Source organism: Curtobacterium sp. 9128 (assembly GCF_900086645.1).
In the GTDB taxonomy this organism is placed as follows: domain Bacteria; phylum Actinomycetota; class Actinomycetes; order Actinomycetales; family Microbacteriaceae; genus Curtobacterium.
Window position 1 is genome coordinate 1 of record NZ_LT576451.1, and the last position, 15426, is coordinate 15426.

The 15426-nt window shown below is 70.9% G+C and carries 18 protein-coding genes and 2 pseudogenes; 6 read left to right on the forward strand and 14 right to left on the reverse strand.

Annotated features, from left to right (window positions below):
• Positions 1 to 143: 143 nt before the first annotated feature.
• The 7 genes and pseudogenes from QK288_RS18820 to QK288_RS00025 form a co-directional block, all read right to left on the reverse strand.
• Positions 144 to 500 (reverse strand): annotated as a pseudogene (locus tag QK288_RS18820) (transporter substrate-binding domain-containing protein); the annotation flags it as partial.
• A 267-nt stretch (positions 501 to 767) separates the two neighbouring features.
• Positions 768 to 863, reverse strand: a complete 96-nt coding sequence (locus QK288_RS18825) for a cupin domain-containing protein (protein WP_348639027.1) — start codon at positions 861 to 863, stop codon at positions 768 to 770.
• A 28-nt stretch (positions 864 to 891) separates the two neighbouring features.
• A complete protein-coding gene (locus tag QK288_RS18830; protein ID WP_348639028.1) occupies positions 892 to 1197 on the reverse strand; it encodes a cupin domain-containing protein in 306 nt (101 codons plus the stop codon).
• A gap of 54 nt (positions 1198 to 1251) precedes the next feature.
• Entirely contained in the window at positions 1252 to 2205 is a 954-nt protein-coding gene (locus QK288_RS00015; RefSeq protein WP_348639029.1) for an amidohydrolase family protein, read from the reverse strand.
• On the reverse strand, positions 2202 to 2564 hold the full coding sequence (locus QK288_RS18835; RefSeq protein WP_348639030.1) for a hypothetical protein: 363 nt from the start codon (positions 2562 to 2564) through the stop codon (positions 2202 to 2204). The genes QK288_RS00015 and QK288_RS18835 overlap by 4 nt, the downstream gene beginning before the upstream one ends.
• Positions 2561 to 4249: an adenosylhomocysteinase gene (locus QK288_RS00020; protein WP_281265791.1), complete on the reverse strand. Its 1689-nt coding sequence runs from the start codon at positions 4247 to 4249 to the stop codon at positions 2561 to 2563. The genes QK288_RS18835 and QK288_RS00020 overlap by 4 nt, the downstream gene beginning before the upstream one ends.
• A gap of 55 nt (positions 4250 to 4304) precedes the next feature.
• Complete coding sequence (locus tag QK288_RS00025) at positions 4305 to 5246, reverse strand: PrsW family glutamic-type intramembrane protease (protein ID WP_281265792.1); 942 nt, start codon at positions 5244 to 5246, stop codon at positions 4305 to 4307.
• A 90-nt stretch (positions 5247 to 5336) separates the two neighbouring features.
• Between QK288_RS00025 and QK288_RS00030 the strand changes: the two genes are divergently transcribed.
• The 6 genes from QK288_RS00030 (at position 5337) to QK288_RS00055 (ending at position 9472) form a co-directional block, all read left to right on the forward strand.
• Positions 5337 to 5600, forward strand: coding sequence for a glutaredoxin domain-containing protein (locus tag QK288_RS00030; RefSeq protein WP_281265793.1), 264 nt, complete (start codon positions 5337 to 5339; stop codon positions 5598 to 5600).
• Positions 5601 to 5724: 124 nt separating this feature from the next.
• Positions 5725 to 6600: an amidohydrolase family protein gene (locus QK288_RS00035; protein ID WP_281265794.1), complete on the forward strand. Its 876-nt coding sequence runs from the start codon at positions 5725 to 5727 to the stop codon at positions 6598 to 6600.
• Between the two features lie 49 nt (positions 6601 to 6649).
• Positions 6650 to 7498 carry a fumarylacetoacetate hydrolase family protein gene (locus QK288_RS00040; protein ID WP_281265795.1) on the forward strand — a complete coding sequence of 283 codons (849 nt, stop codon included), beginning with the start codon at positions 6650 to 6652 and terminating at the stop codon, positions 7496 to 7498.
• Entirely contained in the window at positions 7498 to 8250 is a 753-nt protein-coding gene (locus QK288_RS00045) for an SDR family oxidoreductase (protein WP_281267633.1), read from the forward strand. Before QK288_RS00040 ends, QK288_RS00045 begins: the two co-directional genes overlap by 1 nt.
• A 142-nt stretch (positions 8251 to 8392) precedes the next feature.
• A complete protein-coding gene (locus QK288_RS00050) occupies positions 8393 to 9070 on the forward strand; it encodes a FadR/GntR family transcriptional regulator (RefSeq protein WP_281265796.1) in 678 nt (225 codons plus the stop codon).
• 123 nt (positions 9071 to 9193) lie between these two features.
• Positions 9194 to 9472 (forward strand): GlsB/YeaQ/YmgE family stress response membrane protein, encoded by a 279-nt coding sequence (locus tag QK288_RS00055; protein ID WP_281265797.1) that lies wholly within the window; start codon positions 9194 to 9196, stop codon positions 9470 to 9472.
• A gap of 87 nt (positions 9473 to 9559) precedes the next feature.
• Here QK288_RS00055 and QK288_RS00060 read toward each other — a convergent pair whose 3' ends face one another.
• The 7 genes and pseudogenes from QK288_RS00060 to QK288_RS00085 form a co-directional block, all read right to left on the reverse strand.
• On the reverse strand, positions 9560 to 10291 hold the full coding sequence (locus QK288_RS00060; RefSeq protein ID WP_348639031.1) for an aldo/keto reductase: 732 nt from the start codon (positions 10289 to 10291) through the stop codon (positions 9560 to 9562).
• Between the two features lie 92 nt (positions 10292 to 10383).
• Positions 10384 to 10608: pseudogene (locus QK288_RS18840) on the reverse strand (hypothetical protein); the annotation flags it as partial.
• Positions 10509 to 10829, reverse strand: coding sequence for an L-rhamnose mutarotase (locus QK288_RS00065; protein WP_281265798.1), 321 nt, complete (start codon positions 10827 to 10829; stop codon positions 10509 to 10511). The pseudogene QK288_RS18840 and the gene QK288_RS00065, both read right to left, overlap by 100 nt.
• On the reverse strand, positions 10829 to 12154 hold the full coding sequence (locus QK288_RS00070) for an alpha-L-fucosidase (RefSeq protein WP_281265799.1): 1326 nt from the start codon (positions 12152 to 12154) through the stop codon (positions 10829 to 10831). Before QK288_RS00070 ends, QK288_RS00065 begins: the two co-directional genes overlap by 1 nt.
• A 33-nt stretch (positions 12155 to 12187) precedes the next feature.
• On the reverse strand, positions 12188 to 13102 hold the full coding sequence (locus QK288_RS00075) for a carbohydrate ABC transporter permease (protein ID WP_281265800.1): 915 nt from the start codon (positions 13100 to 13102) through the stop codon (positions 12188 to 12190).
• Positions 13095 to 14069 carry a sugar ABC transporter permease gene (locus QK288_RS00080; protein WP_281265801.1) on the reverse strand — a complete coding sequence of 325 codons (975 nt, stop codon included), beginning with the start codon at positions 14067 to 14069 and terminating at the stop codon, positions 13095 to 13097. Before QK288_RS00080 ends, QK288_RS00075 begins: the two co-directional genes overlap by 8 nt.
• Positions 14070 to 14168: 99 nt before the next feature.
• Positions 14169 to 15407: a sugar ABC transporter substrate-binding protein gene (locus tag QK288_RS00085; protein ID WP_281265802.1), complete on the reverse strand. Its 1239-nt coding sequence runs from the start codon at positions 15405 to 15407 to the stop codon at positions 14169 to 14171.
• Between the last annotated feature and the right edge of the window lie 19 nt (positions 15408 to 15426).

Consider the following 15426-nt stretch of genomic DNA (forward strand, 5'->3'; position numbering starts at 1 on the left):
GCCGGGAACTGCGCGGACACGGTGCCGTCGTCGAGCTGCGCTGCGGCCATGTAGAACGCGGTCGGCAGTCGGTGACGATCGCGTATCTGGCCCGACTTCAGTGCGAGCACGGCGTCGTCGTTCGAGTTGAAGACCTGCGGGTGACCCCGGGTGTCCTTCACGCTGGCGATGCTCGTCGAACCGGTCGCGACACCGATCGCGTCCTTCTTGAGGGAGTCGATCGTGGTGTCGTCGACGGCCTTCGACCCCGACGTCGTGACGACGGCCTGTGTGGTCGTGTAGTACGCCGAGGACATGTCGACGGCCTTCTTGCGCTTGGCGTCGATCGAGAACTGCTGGATGTTGAGGTCCCAGTCCTTCGGCCGGGAGCGATCGCGCTGTCGAAGGTGCTGCGCTTCCAGACGACGTCCGACTTCGCGTAGCCCATCTCCTTCGCGACGGCGTACGCCACGGCCGACTCGAAACCCTTGCCGGACTGCGGCTTGTTGTCCTCGACCCAGGGCGAGTAGGCGGGCTGCCCGGTGGCGATCGTGAGCTTGCCGTCGTGACCGTGCCGTCGGCGCTGTTCCCGCTCCCCGATGCGCAGGACGACAGGGCGAGGGCTGCGACCGCGGCGGTCGCGACGGCGATGGAGATGCGGAGGGGACGAGTCACGGTCGGGCCTTCGTGCAGGGGGTGGGGCAGGAGAATCGTACGGGGAACTGGTACACCACCGCGACCCGGCCCGTCACCGAGCGACCCCGCCGCCGGCACGCGACGCTGCCGGCTCAGTCGGCCAGGGTGAAGTCCTCGAACGAGAACCCCGGCGAGACCAGGCAGCTCAGCAGGACCTCGCCGGCACCGGGGAGCGTCCGCTGCCACACGCCCCGCGGACGAACGCCTGCGCGTCGTTCACCCGGTCGCGGCCGGCATCGGCACCGAGGGTGATCTGCGCGCCGGTTCCGGCTGGTCGCCGTCGCCACCGAGCTCGAGGACCACCGAGTCCGGCCCGTGCCACATCCAGATCTCGTCGCTCGTGACCCGGTGCCACGCGGACGCCTCACCCGGGGCAGGAGGAAGTGGATGAGCGTCGCGGCCGGCCGCTCGCCCGCCGGGGTCGACACCGTCGCGGGCGAGGTCCAGGTGCGGACGTACCAGCCGCCCTCCGGGTGCGGCTCCATCCCGAGTGCCGCGGCCCGCTTCGGGACGTCCAGCCACTCGATGATCTCGCCGTCGACCGTCCGCCGTGCCATCTGCCCGTTCATGCCACCATCATCCCGCGAGACGGCCGTCGTCTGCGAGACGGCCGTCCTCCGCTCGCACACGCCCACGGATCACCGTCGCCGCGGCCCGTCCGGCACCGTCCTCGACGAGCTCCGCGAGCGCGTCCGGCACCGTGCGGGCGTCCACGTCGAACACGGCGAGGTCCGCTCGGGCCCCCACGGCGAGGTGCCCGATCCGGTCCGGACCGACGGCGAGCCCCATCGCGTGCGCTCCACCGAGCGTGGCCGCCGCGAGCAGTCGCTCGTGCAGGTCGTGGTCGCCGTAGCCCTGCGCGCGGGCGATCCGGTGCAGCGCGGTGACGTCGGCCATCAGGTCGAGGGACGGCGACGAGGACAACGAGTCCGTCCCGATCGCGATCGGGCTCCCCTCGCGGAGGTAGTCGGCGACGGGCGGCGGGTCGAGGCCGATGACGGCGTTCGAGCGCGGGCAGAGCGCGACGGCGGTGCCGCGGGCGCGGAGCAGGGCTCGGTCGGCTGCGGTCATGTAGACGCCGTGGGCGATGTGGCAGTCCGGCCCGAGGACGCCGAGCCGGTCCACGAACGACGTCGCGCTCGCGCCGAACCCGAGCGCGCGCATCGCCCGGAACGACGGCACGTTCGCGAGGTGCCAGTCGGATCCGTGCTCTGGTGACGTGGCGAGGCGCTCCCCCTCGAACGCCGCCTCCCCCAGGTGCAGGTGCAACCGGAGCCCGCGCTGGCGGACGATGTCCGGGAGTTCGAGGAGCGGCGCGACGTCGAGCGAGTACGGCGCGTGCGGGGAGAGTCCTGCACCCGGCGTCGTCGGGATCCGGGCGAGTTCGTCGAGCACCTGGTCGCGCCCGTGCTCCTGCCACGCCGCGTTCTCCCAGTCCATCACCTCCCAGTAGGCGATCCCGCCGAGGCCGTACGTCTCGAGCGCGGTGGCGGCCTCGATGTCGGTGACGATGTCCGCGATGCTCGTCACCCCCGCCACGATCGACTGCGCAGCCCGTCGGCAGCTTCGGCCCGCCAGTCGTGCGGTTCCGCGTACTCCTCGTTGAACGCCGCGGCCCAGTCCTCGAATCCGCCGTACTGGCCCCGTCCGACACTGGCCATGCCGGTGTACTGCAGGTGGGAGTGGGCGTTCACGAGCCCGGGGAGCAGCGCCCCTTTCCACCGCCGCTCGATGAACGTCGTGCCGTCGAGCTGGTCCACGACCCAGGCACGCTCGCCGACGTGCAGGATGCGTCCGTCGCGGACCGCGACCGCGCCGTCGGCGATCGGCGGCGCGGTCATCGGCACGACGATGCGCGCCGAGTGGACGGTGGTCTGCTGGTCGCTCATGCAGGGTCTCCGAACCGGCGGGTCCGGACGTCCGGCTCGCGTTCGGCGGGCTGTGCGGCAAGGCTGCCGGGAGGCTCGGCGCGCGTCCCGAAGGCGGCCAGCGCCGCGCGGGCGGTCGCCTGATCCACCGCGGGGTCGATGGGCACGACGGCACGCGGCAGCTCGTCACCGCGCTCGAGCAGCATCCGCACGGCGCCGAGCTGCGCCGCGAACGAGAGGTCCATGATCTCGACGGGGTTGCCCTCGGCAGCGGTGATGTTGATGCACCCACCGTCGTCGAGCACCACGACGCCGTGGCCGTCCGGGAACGTGAACCGTTCCGCCTGCGGCCCGACCGTCGACCGGGAGGCACCGGCCGCGAGCGCGTCGTCGATCGCGATCTCCTGGTCGACGCCGCCCGCAACCGCGACGACCGCGTCGGGAGCGCAGGAGCGGAGGACGTCGACCGTGATCGTGTCGCGGACGCCCGTCGCGCTCATCACGAGGTCCGCGCCCTGCACGGCGTCGGCGAGCGGAGCGACGGCGTGCCCGGCGAACAGCGCCTGCAGGGCGCGGACCGGGTCCGTCTCGGCGACCGTCACGGTGAAGCCGAGCGCGCGGAGCACCAGGGCGACCCCCTCGCCGACGTGTCCGTACCCGGCGACCGTTGCCGAGCCTCCCGACCGGATCCGGTGCGCGACGGCGGACGGGAGCCCGTCGACCAGGTCGAGCGTCGCGAAGACCGTCGACTGCCCGGTGCCGTACCGGTTGTCGAAGAACGTCTTCGTGCGTGCGTCGTTCACCGCGACCACGGGGATGCCGAGCTGCCCGCGCTCGGCCATCACGCGCAGGGACCGGAGGCCGCTCGTCGTCTCCTCGGCGGCACCGAGCATCGTCGGCAGCAGGTCGGGACGCTCCTGGTGTGCGAGGCGGATCAGGTGCGAGCCGTCGTCGAGCAGGATGTGCGGGCGGGTGTCGAGCATCGCGAGTGCGAGCGCCTTCTGCTCCGCGAGCGTCGCGGTGCTGCTGGCGTGGACCGTCAGTCCTGCGTTCCGGAGGGCGTCCGCCACGGCGTCGTCGGTCTCGTCGGCATGGGCGTAGACGACGACCTCGGCACCGGCGTCGCGGAGCAGCAGGCTGAGTACGGCGGTCTTCGGCTCGAGGAACATCGCGACGCCGATGCGGGTGCCACGGAGGAGTCCGCCGTCGCCGAGCTCGGCGGCGACGGCGCGGGAGACCGGCATCGAGCGGCGGGCCCAGCGCAGGCGGGCCTCGGCGGCGGGGTCGGCCTCGGGGTCGCGGCCCGTCGAGACCAGGAACACGTCGTCGGAGGTCATCGGCACCCCGAGCACGCCAGGTCGGGCGGGGGCGACGGGGCCGAACGCGTCCTCGTCGACTGCCGGGGTGTGCCGGCCGGCGTCGATCACGATCAGGGTCGCGCCGCGGGGGCGGTCGGACTCCCGCTCGATGACGGGCGTGCTGTGCTCCGGCGTGCCGAGGCACCAGAGCTGGTCGATCGGCTCGTGCTCGTCCGCGCGAAGCGCGCCGAGACCGGTCAGCAGCGCGTCCAGCGCGGCGACGTCACCGCGCTCGCCCCCGACGATCCGGAAGCGGCGTGCGGCGACGAGCATGTTCGTCGTCCGCGCGAAGTGCCGGACGGCCGCGGATGCCCAGGCCGCCGTGTCGGGGTCGGAGCGCAGCGGCATGGTCCCAGGGTAGAGCCGTGCGATGGCCGGTCGGTCCGTCTCAGCGGTCGCGGTCTCAGCGGAGCACGTCGGGGCGCGGGGCGTCCGCCCAGCCGGGCGCGGCGGGGGCACCGAGCTGCCGCGTGCGCTTGCGGTAGTGCACCTGGATCCCGATCAGCACGGCGACGCCGATCGCGGAGACGATCGCGAGCCCGACGAGGTACAGCGTCGACGAGAGCCCCACGATCGACGCCGGTACCGCGCCGTTCTGCGCCACGGAGATCGGCGTGCCGGTGATGAGGAACGCGAGGAGGGTCGAGATCGTGGAGTTCGAGTCGTAGAGCCCGTGGAGCAGCGCGACGACGACGTAGGTGATGAGGATGCTCCAGGCCCAGCGGAACCGCGGCCGACCGTGCGCGGCACCGAACAGCACCGCCCCGAGGATCGCGGTCCAGAGCACGTGGCCGACCGGGGAGAGGATCGCGCGGAGGACCTCGGTCTGCAGCAGCGACACCAGGTCGATCCCCCGCGAGGTGATCGCGGCGTTGAAGGCGTACCCGGCGGACTCGAACGCGGCGAACCCGGCGCCGACGGTCGCGCCGAGCAGGGCTCCCTGCCGAGCCGTCTTCGGGCGGACGCGCCATCCGACGACCACGAGGAGCACGCCCTTGACGAACTCCTCCACGAAGCCGACCACGACGTAGACCAGCGCGTTCTGCTGCAGGTCCGACTCGAGCAGCGACGCTCCGAGGACCCCGAGGATGCCGCCGACGAAGAACGCCGTGACGAGCTGCATCGTGCTGACCGTGCCGGTGACCCGTTCGATGACGAAGAGGACCACGGTGAAGGGCACGAGGAAGCTGCCGAGCAGGATGATCGTCGGCACCAGGTTGGTGTTGCTCGTGTACACGGTGACGACGATCGTCACCGCCCAGAGCACGAAGCCGAGGAGCAGCGTCTTCCACCACCAACCACGGCGGTGGTGCGGGTGGGCAACGGGTTCGCTGGCCGTGGACATGGGACCATCGTGCATCGTCGGCCAGCGCCGTGCCCGGATCGGCGCCCGACCTGAGGAATGTCTCCGGCGCTCCGGACGTAGTGTCTGGGTATGAGCGATGAGACATTCGACCAGGTGACGATGTTCGGCGCGGACTGGTGCCGCGACTGCCGACGTTCGAAGGCGCTGCTCGACAAGCTCGGGGTGGAGTACACGTACGTGGACGTCGAGGCGGAGCCGTCGGGGGCGTCCCGCGCGGAGGCGATCAGCGGGCGCAAGAACATCCCCGTCGTGGTGCTGCCGAACGGCAAGCACTTCGTGGAGCCGTCCGACGCCGAGCTACAGGCCGAGCTCGAGGCGTCCGGCGCCGTCTGACCGGGGTCCTTCCCGCGAAAGCGACGGAATTCGCCCGGGATCCGCGGGCACAGTGTCGCTTTCGCGGTAGTGGCCTGCGCCCGTCCAACACGCGGACATCGGATGAATCGGGCATGATGAGCGCGTGATCATCGACGCTCACCAGCACCTCTGGGACCCCGCCGACCGTGCGTACCCCTGGATGGACGACTCCGTCGCGCCGATCCGACGCCGGTTCGACGCGTCGGACCTCCACGCGGTCGCGGCTCCGGCGGGCGTCACGGCGACGATCGTCGTGCAGGCCGTGCACGACCCGGGCGAGACCGCGTGGCTCCTCGCACAGCCGGAGCCCGTCGCCGGCGTCGTGGGATGGGTCGACCTGACCGCGCCGGACGTGGCAGATCGACTCGCGACGCTCCGCACGGCCACAGCGGGGGCGCAGCAGCGCGGGCCGCGCCCGCCGCTCGTCGGCATCCGACACCAGGCCCAGGACGAGCCGGACCCGTCCTGGCTCGCCCGCGAGGACGTCGCCCGCGGCGTCCGAGCCGTCGCCGCGGCCGGACTGGCCTTCGACATCCTGATCCGCGGCGCCCGGGAGCACACCGCAGCGCTCACCCTCGTCGATGCGGTCCCCGACGGCGTCTTCGTCCTCGACCACGCCGGCAAGCCCGACATCGCGCACGACGACTCCGACACGGCGACCGACTGGCGGGCACGCATGCGGGACTTCGCCGCCCGGCCGAACGTGGCGTGCAAGGTCTCCGGGCTCCTCACCGAAGCCGGCGACGACTGGCGGAACGGCCCCGTCGACCGGTACGTACGGGACACGGTGCACACCTTCGGCCCCGACCGCTCGATGTGGGGCTCGGACTGGCCGGTCTCGACCCTGGCCGCGGACTACGGCACCTCCCTGCGCACGACAGCCGACGCCCTCGCGGACCTGTCCGAGACCGAACGCAAGGCCGTCATCGGCGGCACGGCGGAGCGTGTGTACCTTGCCGGAGTACAGCCACAGACATAGGATGTCTGCACTGCCCGCTGCACCGGCGCAGCGCAGAGAGCGAGGAACGATGAAGTTCGCACGACTCGGCCCCCTGGGACGCGAGATCCCCGTGGCCATCGACTCCGACGGCGAGGCCCTCGACCTCCGGCCGATCACCACCGACATCAGCGGTGCCTTCCTGTCGTCCGACCCGGTCGGCCGCGTGCAGCACGCCCGCAGCGCCGGTGACCTGCAGCCGGTGCCCGACGCCGACGGCCTGCGCCGTGGAGCGCCAGTCGCCCGCCCGGGCAAGGTCGTCTGCATCGGCCTGAACTACCGCGACCACGCTGCCGAGACCGGCGCCGACATCCCCACCGAGCCGATCGTGTTCCTGAAGGACCCGATGACCGTGATCGGCCCGGACGACGAGGTCCTGGTCCCACGGAACAGCAAGAAGACGGACTGGGAGATCGAGCTGGCCGTCGTGATCGGCACGATGGCGCGGTATTGCGAGTCCGAGGACGAGGCGGCGACGCACATCGCGGGCTACGCCATCGCGAACGACGTCTCCGAGCGCGAGTTCCAGCTCGAACGCGGCGGGCAGTGGGACAAGGGGAAGTCCTGCGAGACGTTCAACCCGCTCGGCCCGTGGCTCGTCACGCCGGACGAGGTGTCCCCGGACGCCATCGCCCTGCGGCTCAGCGTGAACGGCGAGGTGCGCCAGGACGGCACGACCGCCGACATGGTGTTCCGCCCGGCGGAGATCGTCCGGTACCTCTCCCAGTTCATGGTCCTGTACCCGGGCGACGTCATCAGCACCGGAACGCCCGCCGGCGTCGCGCTGGCCGGGCACGCCCCGTACCTGCAACCGGGCGACGTCGTCGAGCTCACCGCGGACGGCCTCGGCGCCCAGCGGCAGACGATCGGGGCCGCATGATGCCCGGCTCGCACGAGCGGCTCCGCGCGATCGTGACGGGCGGTGCCTCGGGCATCGGCGCGGCGATCACGTCGGCACTGCAGCAACGCGGCGCGACGGTCGCCGTGCTCGACCTGCAGACATCCGGCGTCACCGACGGCACGATCGCCGTCCCGTGTGACGTCGGAGACGACGAGAGCGTCCGCGCGGCCGTCGCCACCGCGGTCGAGCAGCTCGGCGGACTCGACGTCCTCGTCAACAACGCCGGCATCGGCGCGCAGGGCACGGTCGAGGACAACCCCGACGACGAGTGGCGCCACGTGTACGAGGTCAACGTCCTCGGCGTCGTCAGACTCTCCCGTGCCGCGCTGCCGCACCTCCGCGCATCGGGGAACGCCAGCATCGTGAACACCTGCTCGATCGCCGCGACCGCCGGACTCCCCCAGCGCGCGCTGTACTCCGCGACGAAGGGCGCCATCGCCGCACTCACCCGCGCGATGGCCGCCGACCACATCCGCGAGGGCATCAGGGTCAACGCCGTGAACCCGGGCACCGCGGACACGCCGTGGGTCGCACGGCTGCTGTCGACCGCCGCCGACCCGGCAGCCGAACGCGCCGCACTCGAGGCACGCCAACCCCACGGGCGCCTGGTCGCACCGGAGGAGGTCGCCGAGGCCGTCGCCTACCTGACGAGTCCGCTCGCCCGGTCCACGACGGGCGTCGACCTGGCGGTCGACGGCGGGATGCAGGCACTCCGGCTCCGGCCCGCCTGATGGTCCGGATCACCGGCCTGGGCCCACGCCGCCGGTTCCGAGGCGACGCGCCAGCGGCGGCTCGGCCGTGCCGGTGGGGAGAGGCTCGGTGCCGGTATCGTCGAGCCATCCCGACCCAGCGTGGTCGGGTGGAGGGACCGCCATGGCTTCGCTGACCGACGACGCGATCGCGCGCATCCAGCAGATGATCGTGACCGGCGAGCTCAAACCCGGCCAGCGCCTCCCGCCCGAGAAGGAACTCAGCGAGTCCCTCGGGCTCTCCCGGAACAGTCTCCGCGAGGCGGTGAAGGCCCTCGAACTCATCCGCGTGCTCGACGTCCGACGCGGCGACGGCACCTACGTGACCTCGCTGGAGCCCTCCGTCCTGCTCGAGGCGGTGTCCTTCGTCGTCGACATGCACCACGACCGCTCGCTCGTCGACCTGCTGGAGGTCCGTCGCATCCTGGAGCCCGCGTCCGCCGTGCTCGCCACCGCCCGCGCCTCCGAGCAGCAGATCGACGAGCTCGCCACGCTGATGGGGTCGGTCGGCGGGGACACCGGCGTCGAGGACCTCGTCGCGCACGACCTGCTCTTCCACTCCACGATCGCGGGCATCGGCGGGAACCAGTACCTGTCCGGGCTCCTCGACGCCCTGTCGAGCAAGACCGAGCGCGTGCGGGTCTGGCGCGGTCTCACCCAGAACGGCTCCGTCCAGCGCACCCTCGACGAGCACGCCGCGATCGTCGACGCCATCCGCCGCCGCGACCCCCAGCTCGTGCAGGCGCTCGTCGTGTCGCACGTCGAGGGTGTCGAGCGCTGGCTCCGCCGTTCCCTCGACTGACCTTTCGTCGGATCAGCCGATAGGCGCACTCTCGGCCGCGTCGAGCGGTTGACGTGTTCGATCGGATGTCGGCCCTGACTCCGGCAACCATGCCGCGGCAACCGCACCCACGAGGAGGAAACCGTGCTCGGTCTCATCATCAGCTTGATCATCATCGGACTCATCGCCGGCGCCATCGCGCGACTGGTCATGCCCGGCAAGCAGCACATCTCGATCCCGATGACCATCCTGCTCGGCATCATCGGCTCGTTCGTCGGGGGCTTCCTCGGCTTCCTGATCTTCCAGCACGACCCGATGGACGGCTTCTTCCAGCCGGCCGGCATCATCGGCTCGATCATCGGCGCGATCATCGTGCTGTTCATCTACCTGCGCGTCACCGGCCGCAAGTCGGCACGCAGCTAGGGTCTACCTCGGCGCTGATCGCGCCCCCACACGAACATCGCGCCCCGTCTCGACGGGGCGCGATGTTCGTTGCGGGGCGCGACGGGGTCAAGCGGGCAGGAGGGCCGCCGCCGCCAGGTCTGCCCAGAGCGCGTCGGGGACGGGCACCGCGGCGCGAGCGGCGTTCTCACGCACCTGCGCTGCCGACTGGGCACCGACGGCGACCGTGCGGACCGCGGGATCCCGGCGCGGGAACGCGAGCGCGGCCTCCGGCAGCGTCACCCCGTGCCGCGAGCAGACCGCGGCGAGCGCCCGGGCCCGATCGACCAGCGACGACGGGGCCGGGGCGTAGTCGTACGTGGTACCCGGTGCGGGGAGCGGGTTGCTCAGGAGCCCGGAGTTGTAGACGCCGACCGCGACCACGTCGACCCCGAGCGAGGCGCACCGGGAGACCAGCGCCGCCGCCGGCTGTTCGAGCAGCGTGTACCGCCCGGCGAGCATGATGACGTCGCAGATGCCCGTGTCCACGGCGGCCGACAGCGCCGACACCGAGTTCGAGCCGACGCCGACGGCCTGCACGACGCCCTCCTCCCGCAGGCTCGCGAGCGCCGGCAGCGCCTGGGTCAGCCCATCGGACAGCGAGTACACGTCGGGGTCGTGCAGGTACGCGACGTCGATGTGGTCGAGCCCGAGCCGCACGAGGGACTCGTCGAGCGACCGACGGACCCCCGATGCCGAGGGGTCCCACTGCCGCACGGGGTCGTCCGGCACCGCGAACCCGTCCGCGTCGACCCCGTCGCCCGGACCCGGTACCAGGAGCCTCCCGACCTTCGTCGACACCCGGTACGAGTCCCGCGGCCGCCCGGCGAGCGCCGCCCGAGCCGCCGTTCGGACAGCCCGACCCCGTAGTGCGGCGCGGTGTCGAACCCGCGCACCCCGGCGTCCCACGCGGCGTCGACCGTGGCGCGGGCGTCCTCGTCGGACACCTCCCGCAGCAGGTTCCCGATCCCGGCGCACCCGAGCCAGAAGGGCCCGACGTCGAGGTCGAACGGCACGCTCACGGCTGACTCGCCAGGGTCCACACGAGCGGGACCCCGTCGTCGTTCCCGGAGTAGTCGTCGTCGGCCTCGAGCAGGGGGTTGATCACGGCCTGCCACTCGGCGTTCACGGGGTCGTCCGCCAACGAGCGACGCATCGCCCGGTAGTCGGCGACCTCGATCAGGTGGACGAGGTCCTGGCCGTCGCGCCAGATGCTCCAGTTCGACACCCCGGCGGCACGGAGCCGGTCGGCCAGCGCCGTCGGGACGGCGGCGTGCACGCGGTCGTACTCCGCCTCCGCCCCGCTCCGCAGTCGCGTCCGAGAGAGGATCCGCTGCATCAGTCGCGCAGGAACAGCTCGACGACGGGCACGGCGACGTCCGGTCGGACGATCGGCAGCGTCAGGGTCAGCGTCCCTGCCGGCTGCCCACCGAGCCCGGTGTTCTGCGCCCGGGTCCCCGGCGGGATCTCGCGGTAGTGGATCTCGGACGCGTCGTTCAACAGCTGCGCGTACTCGACGCGGCCGGCGAGGTCGGGCAGGTGCACGTGCTCGAACGGCCACGTGAACAGGTGCAGGTACAGCCGGTTGCCGTTCTGCGTGTAGACCGTGCCAGCGGGTGCCCGGAAGGACGAGGGTCCGGCGCCGTACACCGACCGCGCGTGCCGGTCCATCCACGACCCGATCTCGGCGAGCGCCGTCCGGGCGACCCCGTCGAACTCGCCGCGACCGGTGGGTCCGACGTTGAGGAGCATGTTCCCGTTGTTCGACACCCCGTCGACGAGCATCCGGACGAGCAGGTCGGTGCTCTTCACGTTGAGGTTGTCGCGGTCGTAGCCCCATGAGCCGTTGAGCGTCTGGCACGCCTCCCACGGCACCTGGACCCCGTCGACCTCCATCGGCTTGTCCGGCTGGTACTGCTCTGGGGTGACGATGTCGCCGGGCAGATCGAGCCGGTCGTTGACGATGATGCCGGGCTGGAGCCGACGGGTCAGCTCCAACAACTCCGAGGATCCCCAGTCGTCGCGGCCCTTGCCACCCCAGATGTCCTCGTGGTCGTTGTCCCGGTACGAGAAGTCGTAGAACAGGTAGTCGATCCGTCCGTAGTCCGACAACAGCTCCGTCACCTGGCCGTGCAGGTACTCCCGGTACCGCGCCATGTCCCGGCCCTCGTTGAGCGCCGCGATGGCGGACTCGCCGTCGTCCCGTCGCGGGTGCACCCCGTCGATGGTGAAGTCCGGGTGGTGCCAGTCGATGAGCGAGTGGTAGAACCCGACCCGGAGCCCCTCGGCGCGGACGGCGTCGACGAACTCGCGGACGATGTCCCGGCCGAACGGCGTGTTCGTCGCCTTGTAGTCCGTCAACGCCGAGTCCCAGAGCGCGAACCCCTCGTGGTGCTTCGTGGTGAGCACGACGTACTTCATGCCGGCCTCCCGCGCACGCCGAGCCCAGTCGGCGGCGTCGAACAGGTCGGGGTCGAAGTGGTCGAAGTACTTCTGGTAGTCCTCGTCGGTGATCCGCTCGCGGTTCTTCACCCACTCGTGCCGTGCGGGCAGGGCGTAGAGCCCCCAGTGGATGAACATGCCGAAGCGGTCGTGGGTGAACCAGGCGGGCAGGCCGTTGGCGGCGGGGTCGACCTGCGGCTCTGCAGGTGCGGTGATGGTCATGGTGGCCAGTGTTCCTTTCAGGAGTGCAGCACGTCACCGGCCGCCGAGGCCGGAGGTGACGATGCCCTTGACGAGGTGCTTCTGGAGCAGGACGAGCAGGATGACGGTCGGCAGCATCGAGATGACCGAGGCGGCCATGACGAGGTTCCACTCGGAGCCCTGCTGCCCGAAGAACTGCTGTAGGCCGAGCGGGATGGTGCCGTGGGCCTCCACGTCGTTCACGACGACGAGGGGCCACAGGAACGAGTTCCAGTACGAGATGAACGAGAACACCGCGAGCACCGCCATCGTCGGGCGGGCGAGCGGCATCATCACCGAGAAGAAGGTCCGGACGGGTCCGGCACCGTCCACCCGTGCGGCGTCGTCGAGCTCCTGCGGCACGGCGAGGAAGAACTGCCGGATCAGGAAGGCGCCGAGCGCGGTGAACGCCCACGGGATGATCAGCGCCTGGAACGTGTCGACCCACCCGAAGCCCTGCATCATCACGTACATCGGGATGACGAGGACGTCCTGCGGGATCATCAGCGTGACCAGGAACAGCATGAACACGGTGTTCCGCCCGCGCCAGCGCAGGCGTGAGAACGCGTACCCGGACAGCACCGCCACGGCGACGTTGATCGCGGTGCCGACCGCCGCGACGAACACCCCGTTGAGGATGAACCGCGCGAACGGGAGGTAGGTGAACGCCTGGACGTAGTTGCTCCACTCGAGCGACCGACCCCAGAGCGTCGGCGGGGTGGTGAACACCTGGTCGGCGGGCTTCAGGCTCGTCGCGACCATGTACACGAGCGGCGAGACGAACAGCAGCGCGACGAGGCACAGCAGGGCGTACCCGATGGCGTGTCGCACCCGGCCCGGCCGTGGTGCAGTCTTCGTCCTGGCGACGGCTCGGGGGTTGACCGACCGGTTCGACGTGGTGGCGAGGCCGCCGCGGACCGCTTCACTCATAGTGCACCCACCGCTTCTGCCCGAGGAACTGGACGGCCGTGATCCCGAGGATGATGACGAACAGCACCCATGCGCCGGCCGAGGCCAGGCCGAGCTGCTGGTTCTGGAAGCCCGTGTTGTAGATGTACTGCACGAGGGTCTCGGTCGCGGTGCCCGGCCCGCCCTTCGTGAGGACGAACGGCTGCACGAACACCTGGAACGAGGTGATCAGCGTCATCATCGTCGCGAAGAACACCGATGGTGAGATGAGCGGGAACTTGATCGCCCAGAAGGTCTGCCAGGCGTTCGCCCCGTCGAGCTGCGAGGCCTCGATCTGGTTCTCCGGCACCGCGTCGAGCGCCGCCGAAAAGATCAGCATGTTGTAGCCGAAGCCCTGCCACACGCTCATCGCGACGATCGCGAGCATCGCCCAGTGCTCGTCGGCGAGGAAGTTCGGCGCGTGCACACCGACGGTGGACTGCAGCGTCGCGTCGATCGCCCCACCCGGCTGGTACAGCATCCGCCACACCACGACGTTCGCGACGATCGGCGTGATGGTCGGGATGAAGAACAGCACCCGGAAGACGTGTCGGCCAGCGATCCTCGGCGTCAGCCAGGCGGCGAGCCCGAGCGACACGACGAGGTTGAGCGGCACGTACAGCACCACGAACAGCGCGGTGTTGAGGGTGACCGTGCGGAACACCGGGTCGGCGAAGAGCCGCGCGTAGTTCTCGATGCCGGCGAACGACCGTGCGCCGAGCGTCGGCCAGTTCATGAAGCTCACGACGAGCGACGCGATGATCGGGAACGCCGTGAACACGACGAGGCCGATGGAGTGTGGTGCGGCGAACCCGGCACCCCACCAGGTGCGGCGCCCGACGGGGCCTGGGTCGCCGCCCTGCCGGTTCGGCGTGGCCGTGCCGGCCGCCACGGCGGTCGCGACCGCCGGGACGGCCGCGGCGGCCGGTGGGTCCTGGATGGTGGTCATGCGACGACCTCCTCGTCGTTCGCGCGGTCCTGGGGGTGGGACGGGACGGACTGGAGGCTGTGCGCACGTCGTGCGCCGAGCCTCCAGTCCGTCAGCTCGTCACTGGGTGCCGAGCTGGCCGGCGATGGAGGACATGGTCTCCTTGCCGGAGGTCTGCCCGTTCACCGCCTGGAGCGCGTACTGCGTGAACAGCTGGGACAGCTGGTCGCTCTGCTTGTTGCCGAGCAGCGGCGACGACTTCGCGAGTGCCGCCTTGAGCGCGGGTTCCGCGCCCTCGATGCCGGCGCTGGAGTACCAGGCGGCCTGCGCCGCGGTCCGACCGGGGAACGCGCGTCCCTGCTCGGCGAGCGAGGTCAGGACCTTCTCGCTGGTCATCGTCTGCACGGCCTTGAACGCCTGCTCCGGGTACTTGCACTGCTTCGAGACGCCGAAGCCGGAGCCGGCTGCGAAGGTCGACGGGCCGGACGTCCCGGCGGGGAGCGTCGTCACGCCGAGGTCGAACGTGACCTTGGCCTTCTGGCTGATGAGCGACCACGGACCGTCGGTGTACATCGCGACCTTGCCGGCGGCGAAGTCGTTGCCCGGTGTCGACGAGTCGGAGGACGCCTGCGTCGCGTAGCCCTTCTTCACCAGGCTGGCCATCCAGTCCAGGCCGTCCGCGAACTTCGCGTTCGACGCGTCGAGCTTGCCGCCGGAGGTGATCACCCGGCCGCCGTTGTAGCCGTAGACCATCGACTCCAGGTTGAGGTCGGCCACCGTCGAGCCGTACTCGGTGATGCCCTTCGCCTTGAGCGCCGCTCCGGCCGCCTCGAAGTCGTCGACGGTCCAGCCGGGCTGCGGCTCGGCCACACCGGCCTGCTTGAAGAGGTCCCTGTTGTAGAACATCATGATGGGCCCGGTGTCGTACGGCAGCCCGTAGAGCTTCCCGTCCACCTTCATGCCGTCGAGCGCGGTGCTGTCGAACGCGGACAGGTCCGTGCCGTCCTTCTTGGCGAGGTCGTCGAGCGGCAACAGCGACTCCGTGTAGTTCGCCGCGCGGAGCGACTGCATGCTCACGACGCACTGGGCGCTTCCGGCGCTCAACTGCGTGCTGAGCTTCGTGAAGTAGTTCTCGAACGGAGCGCCCTGGATCGTCAGGGTGATGCCGTCCTCGCTCTTCACGGTGTCGGCGACCTTCTGCCAGGCGGCCTTGTCCTCCTTCCCGGCGATCCACATGGACCAGGTCAGGGCGTCCTTCGACTGGCTCCCGCCGGCGCTGCTGCCGGAGGAACAGCCGCTGAGCACGAGGGCCGCGGCTGCTGCCGCCGCGAGCCCGGCGATGATGCGTCGTCGTTGCATCGGAGTCTCCACTTCGTCG

What these genes read in the sequence shown, in the direction of transcription:
- QK288_RS00040 (WP_281265795.1), top strand. Translation starts at nt 6,650, where the DNA reads ATGAAGTTCGCACGACTCGGCCCCCTGGGACGCGAGATCCCCGTGGCC.
- QK288_RS00045 (WP_281267633.1), top strand. Translation starts at nt 7,498, where the DNA reads ATGCCCGGCTCGCACGAGCGGCTCCGCGCGATCGTGACGGGCGGTGCC.
- QK288_RS00025 (WP_281265792.1), bottom strand. Translation starts at nt 5,246, where the DNA reads ATGTCCACGGCCAGCGAACCCGTTGCCCACCCGCACCACCGCCGTGGT.
- QK288_RS00050 (WP_281265796.1), top strand. Translation starts at nt 8,393, where the DNA reads ATGGCTTCGCTGACCGACGACGCGATCGCGCGCATCCAGCAGATGATC.
- QK288_RS00030 (WP_281265793.1), top strand. Translation starts at nt 5,337, where the DNA reads ATGAGCGATGAGACATTCGACCAGGTGACGATGTTCGGCGCGGACTGG.
- QK288_RS18835 (WP_348639030.1), bottom strand. Translation starts at nt 2,564, where the DNA reads ATGAGCGACCAGCAGACCACCGTCCACTCGGCGCGCATCGTCGTGCCG.
- QK288_RS00085 (WP_281265802.1), bottom strand. Translation starts at nt 15,407, where the DNA reads ATGCAACGACGACGCATCATCGCCGGGCTCGCGGCGGCAGCAGCCGCG.
- QK288_RS00070 (WP_281265799.1), bottom strand. Translation starts at nt 12,154, where the DNA reads ATGACCATCACCGCACCTGCAGAGCCGCAGGTCGACCCCGCCGCCAAC.
- QK288_RS00065 (WP_281265798.1), bottom strand. Translation starts at nt 10,829, where the DNA reads ATGCAGCGGATCCTCTCTCGGACGCGACTGCGGAGCGGGGCGGAGGCG.
- QK288_RS00075 (WP_281265800.1), bottom strand. Translation starts at nt 13,102, where the DNA reads ATGAGTGAAGCGGTCCGCGGCGGCCTCGCCACCACGTCGAACCGGTCG.
- QK288_RS00020 (WP_281265791.1), bottom strand. Translation starts at nt 4,249, where the DNA reads ATGCCGCTGCGCTCCGACCCCGACACGGCGGCCTGGGCATCCGCGGCC.
- QK288_RS00080 (WP_281265801.1), bottom strand. Translation starts at nt 14,069, where the DNA reads ATGACCACCATCCAGGACCCACCGGCCGCCGCGGCCGTCCCGGCGGTC.